The sequence below is a fragment of the Mesorhizobium sp. B1-1-5 genome (assembly GCF_006443065.1).
GTDB lineage: Bacteria > Pseudomonadota > Alphaproteobacteria > Rhizobiales > Rhizobiaceae > Mesorhizobium.
Window position 1 is genome coordinate 1 of the sequence record NZ_VFWS01000195.1, and the last position, 5,378, is coordinate 5,378.

The window sequence follows — 5,378 nt, forward strand, 5'->3', positions numbered from 1 at the left end:
CGCATCCTGGTCATGGACGGCGGGCGCATCGTCGAGGAAGGCACGCATCAGAGCCTGGTCGCCAAGGGCGGCATCTACACGCGACTCGCCAAGCTGCAGTTCGAGACGGGCGCCAGCGCCTTCAAAGGCGCGGCGGAGTAGGCACGCCGCATCCAGCTGGTTTCGACCCGCGGGTCAGTTGCCGTAGCGCCTGCTCAAGTGCTCGGTGAAGTAAGCGGCGTTGAGCTTCTCGCCGGTGGCGCGCTCGAGCAGGTCCGGCGTCGACCAGCGCGATCCCTGCGACCAGATCTTTGCGCGACGCCACTCATTGATGGCGCTGAAATCGCCCTTGGCGAGGTCCTGGTCGGCGGACGGATGCTCCCTGGTCAGAGCCGCCCATTGCTGCGCGGCCATCATGGCGCCCAGCGTATAGGAGGGGAAATAGCCGAAGGCGGCGCCCGGCCAGTGCACGTCCTGCATCGGGCCGTCGGCCGGATTGTCGATGGTCGAAAGCCCGAGATAATCGCGCATCTTCGCGTCCCACGCCTCGGGCAGGTCGGCGACCTCCAGCCGGCCGGACACGAGTTCCTGCTCGAGCTCGTAGCGCAGGATGACATGCAGCGGATAGGTGACTTCGTCGGCGTCGACGCGGATCAGGCCGCGCTCGACATGGTGGACATGCGGCAGGATGTCGTCGATCGACCAGGCTTCGCCGAGATGTTTCTCGACCACCCGCAGCGCCCAGCGCCAGAAGGCCGGGTTGCGGCCGATCTGCTTTTCGACAAACAGGCTCTGGCTCTCATGCACGGCCATGCCGCGTGCCTTGCCGAGCGGCCAGTGCGACCAGGCTTTCGGCAGGTTCTGCTCGTAGAGGGCGTGGCCGGTCTCGTGCAGTACGCCCATCAGCGCCGACAGGAAGTCGGAGGTCTTGTATCGGGTGGTGATGCGCACGTCGGTCGGCACGCCGCCGCAGAAGGGATGATGCGATATCGACAGCGAGCCGTGGGTGAGATCGAAGCCGACGGCAGCCATCATGGCAAGGCCGAGCTCGCGCTGGCGCTCGACGGCATAGCTGCCGGAGAGCGGCTTTCGCGGATGCTTTGCCAGCCGCGCATCCTGCACGGCCAGCGCGTGCGGCAGGAAGTCGCGCAGGAAGGCCTTCAGCTCGGCAAACACCGGCGTGATGTCGGCGGCGCGGTTGCCGGGATCGTATTGCTCCATCAGCGCGTCATAAGGGACGAGGCCGAGCGCGTCGGCGCGCAGCGCCGCTTCCTCGCGCACCAAGGTCACGATGCCTTCCAGCGCCGGCAGGAAGCCCGCCCAGTCGTTCCTGGCGCGCAAGCTCCGCCAAAGCTGCTCGGAGCGCATGCGCGCCACCGTCTGGCGCTCGACGAACTCGACCGGCAGGCAGGTGAGATTGGTGTATTGACGGCGCAGCTCCCGCACCGCCGCCTGCTGCTCTTCGCCGAGCGGCTCGGCTTCGGCCGCCGAAATCCAGTCGCCGATCTCGGGCGCCGTGGCCTGGCGGTGCAGCATGCCGGCAAGCGAGGACATCGCCTCGGCGCGCTTCTCGCCGCCGCCGACCGCCATATGCGTCGCTTCGTCGGCGCCGAGAATCGCTAAGGCATGCTCCAGCGCTTCGAGCTTGTGGCCGAGTTGGTCGAGTTTCTGGAAGGACATGGCGGGTTCCGGCTGCAAGGGGCTGGCGCGAAAAGATACCAACGCGCGAAGCTTGGCAACCCTGGCTGGCGAGTCGAGGGTCAGCCTATCTTGCGCGGCGGCGTCGGCGTGTGGTCAATGCTTGTCCGAAGGACGGAGGGGACAATGGTCGGCAATATCCTGGTCGGGCTGGTGGCGCTGATCCACTGCTATATCGTCTATCTCGAGATGGTGTTGTGGGACACGCCGCGCGGCCGCAAGACGTTCAGGCTGACGCCGGAATTCGCCAGCGCCTCGAAGGTGCTTGCCGCCAACCAGGGCCTCTATAACGGCTTTCTCGCCGCGGGCCTGATCTGGGGCCTCTATCTCGGCGCCGGCGGGTTCCAGATCGATATGTTCTTCCTGCTTTGCGTCGCCATCGCCGGCCTCTACGGCGCGGCGACCGTCAGCCGCAAGATCCTGTTCATCCAGACGGCGCCGGCGGTGCTCGCCATCGTCGCGCTTTGGCTCGGCCTGTAATCGAAGCAGGGCGCGATCGAAAACGACGCCCCAGGCCAGATTCCCGTGGGCGCCAGATGATCCCTTTCGAAGAGGTCAGCCGTTCGGGTAATTCCCGCCGTCGGAACCGTCGCCCATCATGAAGCTGCTGCCGGTGTCGTTCATCAGTCTCTGGTCGACATTGTCGAGCCTGCGCAGCAGCTCGTGATATTGCGCGGACGGTATCCTGCCGTGATCCGAAGCCGCGACATGTTGCGCGGCCTGACTGATATGCGCCGCACGCGTATGCAGGTGCTGCGCTTCCGAGGCCGAGATGCTGTTCGCTTCGCGGGCGTCGGTGATGCCCTGGTTCACGCCCTGGATCTGCTCGATCAGGCTCGTCACGCGTGGTCCGGTCATAGCGGTCGGATCGGGTGTGTCCAGGGCGCCGCCCCTGTGATGCCCGGCCGCATAGGCGGCGAGCGGAGCCGCGATCAGAACCGCAGCGAGGATTGCTGTCTTGAGAGATGTTGAAATGCGCATGGCGGCGCATCCTCCTACCAGGAAGGGAGCGGCCGCGCCGCTTCGTCTTCCGACCTTTCGGGCCGTCCGGTTCCGTCGCGTCGCGATGCGAGGCATCGCCGGCGGACCCCGGCCCTGCGCGGCAAGTTAGGTGCGTCGATTTGCGATGTGTAATTAAAAAAAGATAATGTTTTCGGCGCTTGTCGCGGCGACTTGGCGCTCTAAGTATTCAGCCGACAAACAACTTCCCGTGACTTGGCGTGATAATAGCTCACCGTTCGGTGAGCTTCAGTTCAATGCGGCGGTTCTTGCTGCGCGCCTCGTCGGTGTCGGCAGGGTCGAGCGGCTGGAACTCGCCGAAGCCGGCGGCCACCAACCGGTTGGCCGGCACGCCGTTCTCGATCAGGAACTTCACCACCGAGGTGGCGCGGGCGGTCGACAGCTCCCAGTTGTCGCGATAGCGGCCGGTGCCGGACAGCGGCTTGTTGTCGGTATGGCCGTCGACACGCAGCACCCAGCTGATCTCCGGCGGGATTTCCTTCTGCAATTCGATGATGGCGTCGGCGAGCTTCTTCATCTCGACCTTGCCGGCGTCGTTGATCACGTCGGAGCCGGTCGGGAACAGCACCTCCGATTGGAAGACGAAGCGGTCGCCGACGATGCGGATGTTCTCGCGGTCGGCGAGGATCTCGCGCAGCCGGCCGAAGAAGTCGGAACGGTAGCGGTTGAGTTCCTGGACGCGCTGCGCCAGCGCGACGTTCAGGCGGCGGCCGAGATCGGCGATCTTGGTGTTGGAGTCGCGGTCGCGCTGCTCGGAGACGTTGAGCGCGTCTTCGAGCGCGCCGATCTGCTTGCGAAGGGCCGCGATCTGCTGGTTGAGGATCTCGACCTGGCTCAGCGCCTGCTGGCTGATCTGGCGCTGGTTGCTGAGCTCGCCGGACAATGCGGTGGCGCGCTGGTTGGCGGCATCGCCGGCGCCGGCGCCTTGTTCCAGCAATTGCTGGAGCCGGCTCTTTTCCGCTTCCGCCGCCGACAGCGAGGCCTGCAGATTGGCGAGCGAGTCTTCCTTGTCCTGCGAATTCGAGCGCTCGAGCGCGAGCAACTGGGTCAGCTCGTTGATCTGCGAGTTGAGCCGGTTGAGAACCGTGTCCTTGCCGGAGATCTCGCGGCTGAGCAGGAACTGCGCCAGCACGAAGACGGTGAGCAGGAACATGATCGCCAGCAGCAGCGTCGACAAAGCGTCGACAAAGCCCGGCCAATAGTCGATGCGGCGGTCGGCGCGCCGTCTTGCCAGCGCCACGTCAGTGGACCCCTTGCTTCTTCAGCGCGTCGGCGATCTTTTCCAGCGTGTTGCGCATGGCCTTCTGCTCGTCGGACTGGGCTTCGACCCAGTCGCGCATGATCTGCTGCTCGGAGCGCATGTTCTTCACCAGCCCCGAGATGCCGTCGGCAAGATTGGCCATGGCGGTGGCGACGCGCGGATTGGAGCCGCCGCCATTCTCCTGCAGGCTGCGCAGCCGCTCCGACAGCAGGCGGATGTCCTCGGAGGATTCGGCTGTTTTCGACGTGTCGGACACGACGATGTCCGACGACAGGTCGGTGACCGAGGACAGCCAGTTCTCGAGCTCGGTGTAGAAGCGGGTCTGGGCGCGGCCGGCCTGCAGGTCGAGGAAGCCGAGCACCAAGGAGCCGGAAAGGCCGAACAGCGAGGACGAGAACGCGGTGCCCATGCCGGCGAGCGGCGCCGACAGTCCTTGCTTGAGCGCGTCGAGCACGGCGGCGGCATCGCCGGTGCCCGGGTCCAGCGCCTCGATCGTCTCGCGGATCGAGGCGATGGTGTTGAGCAGGCCCCAGAAAGTGCCGAGCAGCCCGAGGAACACAAGCAGGCCGACCAGATAGCGCGAGGTGTCGCGGCTCTCGTCGAGGCGGGTGGCGATGGAATCCAGCATCGTGCGCATCGAGGAGGTCGAAAACGCGATCGTCGACGAGCGGCCGATCATCGCCTTCATCGGCGACAAAAGCACCGGCTCGGTGGTCTCGGAGCCGGCGCGGAAGGAATTGACCCAGCGCACCTCGCGGAACAGCCGCCCGACCTGGGCGAAGGCAAGCAGGATGCCGACCGCCAGCACGCCGACGATCAGTCCGTTGAGGCCCGGATTGCTGGAAAAGGCGGTCGAGATCTGGCGGGTGAGGATGGCGGCGATGAAAGCGACGATGATCAGGAAGATCACCATGGTGAGCAGGAAGACCTGCGGGCTCGACAACTTGTGCGGGTCGTAGACCAGGACGTCCGATCGCCTGCCGAAGGATCTGAGAAAAGCCATCCGTGCCCCGTTTCCGATGCCACCGCCGCAGAATTGCCGCGACTCTAAACGGAATTGTGACCAAATTGAATGGCGCTTGGCAATATCGCCGGCACTTGCTTGTTTTGGCGCAATTCCGAACGGAACGCCACGGCCGAGGCCCGGACTTAGCCGCTACGCACTTTTCCCGAATGCTCCAGGGCCTAGAACCGGTTGACGACCAGGCAGTCGACCATGGCGGCCAGATGCAGGCCGGCGCCGGTGACGACGAAGCCGTGCCAGACGGCATTGTGAAAGCGCAGGCCCTTCCAGGCGAAGAAGACGACACCGCAGGAATAGACGATGCCGCCGGCGACAAGCAGCGCGACCGAGGTCGCGCTCGGTCGCGGCGACCGCGGAGCTCTTCGCGCGGACCACCCGTCGCTACGGCAAACCGCA

5 protein-coding genes and 1 pseudogene are annotated in these 5,378 nt (G+C 65.4%); 1 reads left to right on the plus strand and 5 read right to left on the minus strand.

Going from position 1 to position 5,378, the window contains the following annotated elements:
* Window positions 1–174: 174 nt before the first annotated feature.
* Window positions 175–1,659, minus strand: a complete 1,485-nt coding sequence (locus tag FJ980_RS29050; RefSeq protein WP_140547075.1) for a carboxypeptidase M32 — start codon at window positions 1,657–1,659, stop codon at window positions 175–177.
* A gap of 144 nt (window positions 1,660–1,803) precedes the next feature.
* On the opposite strand from FJ980_RS29050, the gene FJ980_RS29055 reads away from it, so the two are divergent.
* On the plus strand, window positions 1,804–2,157 hold the full coding sequence (locus FJ980_RS29055) for a DUF1304 domain-containing protein (RefSeq protein ID WP_140547076.1): 354 nt from the start codon (window positions 1,804–1,806) through the stop codon (window positions 2,155–2,157).
* 75 nt (window positions 2,158–2,232) lie between these two features.
* Here FJ980_RS29055 and FJ980_RS29060 read toward each other — a convergent pair whose 3' ends face one another.
* From FJ980_RS29060 to FJ980_RS29075, 4 genes and pseudogenes are all read right to left on the minus strand, one after another.
* Window positions 2,233–2,658: a hypothetical protein gene (locus tag FJ980_RS29060; RefSeq protein ID WP_140547077.1), complete on the minus strand. Its 426-nt coding sequence runs from the start codon at window positions 2,656–2,658 to the stop codon at window positions 2,233–2,235.
* Window positions 2,659–2,908: 250 nt separating this feature from the next.
* A complete protein-coding gene (locus tag FJ980_RS29065) occupies window positions 2,909–3,937 on the minus strand; it encodes a peptidoglycan -binding protein (protein ID WP_140547078.1) in 1,029 nt (342 codons plus the stop codon).
* Window position 3,938: 1 nt separating this feature from the next.
* Complete coding sequence (locus tag FJ980_RS29070; RefSeq protein WP_140547079.1) at window positions 3,939–4,961, minus strand: MotA/TolQ/ExbB proton channel family protein; 1,023 nt, start codon at window positions 4,959–4,961, stop codon at window positions 3,939–3,941.
* Window positions 4,962–5,143: 182 nt separating this feature from the next.
* Window positions 5,144–5,378, minus strand: a pseudogene (locus tag FJ980_RS29075) (hypothetical protein); the annotation flags it as partial.

What these genes read in the sequence shown, in the direction of transcription:
- FJ980_RS29060 (WP_140547077.1), bottom strand. Translation starts at nt 2,658, where the DNA reads ATGCGCATTTCAACATCTCTCAAGACAGCAATCCTCGCTGCGGTTCTG.
- FJ980_RS29050 (WP_140547075.1), bottom strand. Translation starts at nt 1,659, where the DNA reads ATGTCCTTCCAGAAACTCGACCAACTCGGCCACAAGCTCGAAGCGCTG.
- FJ980_RS29055 (WP_140547076.1), top strand. Translation starts at nt 1,804, where the DNA reads ATGGTCGGCAATATCCTGGTCGGGCTGGTGGCGCTGATCCACTGCTAT.
- FJ980_RS29070 (WP_140547079.1), bottom strand. Translation starts at nt 4,961, where the DNA reads ATGGCTTTTCTCAGATCCTTCGGCAGGCGATCGGACGTCCTGGTCTAC.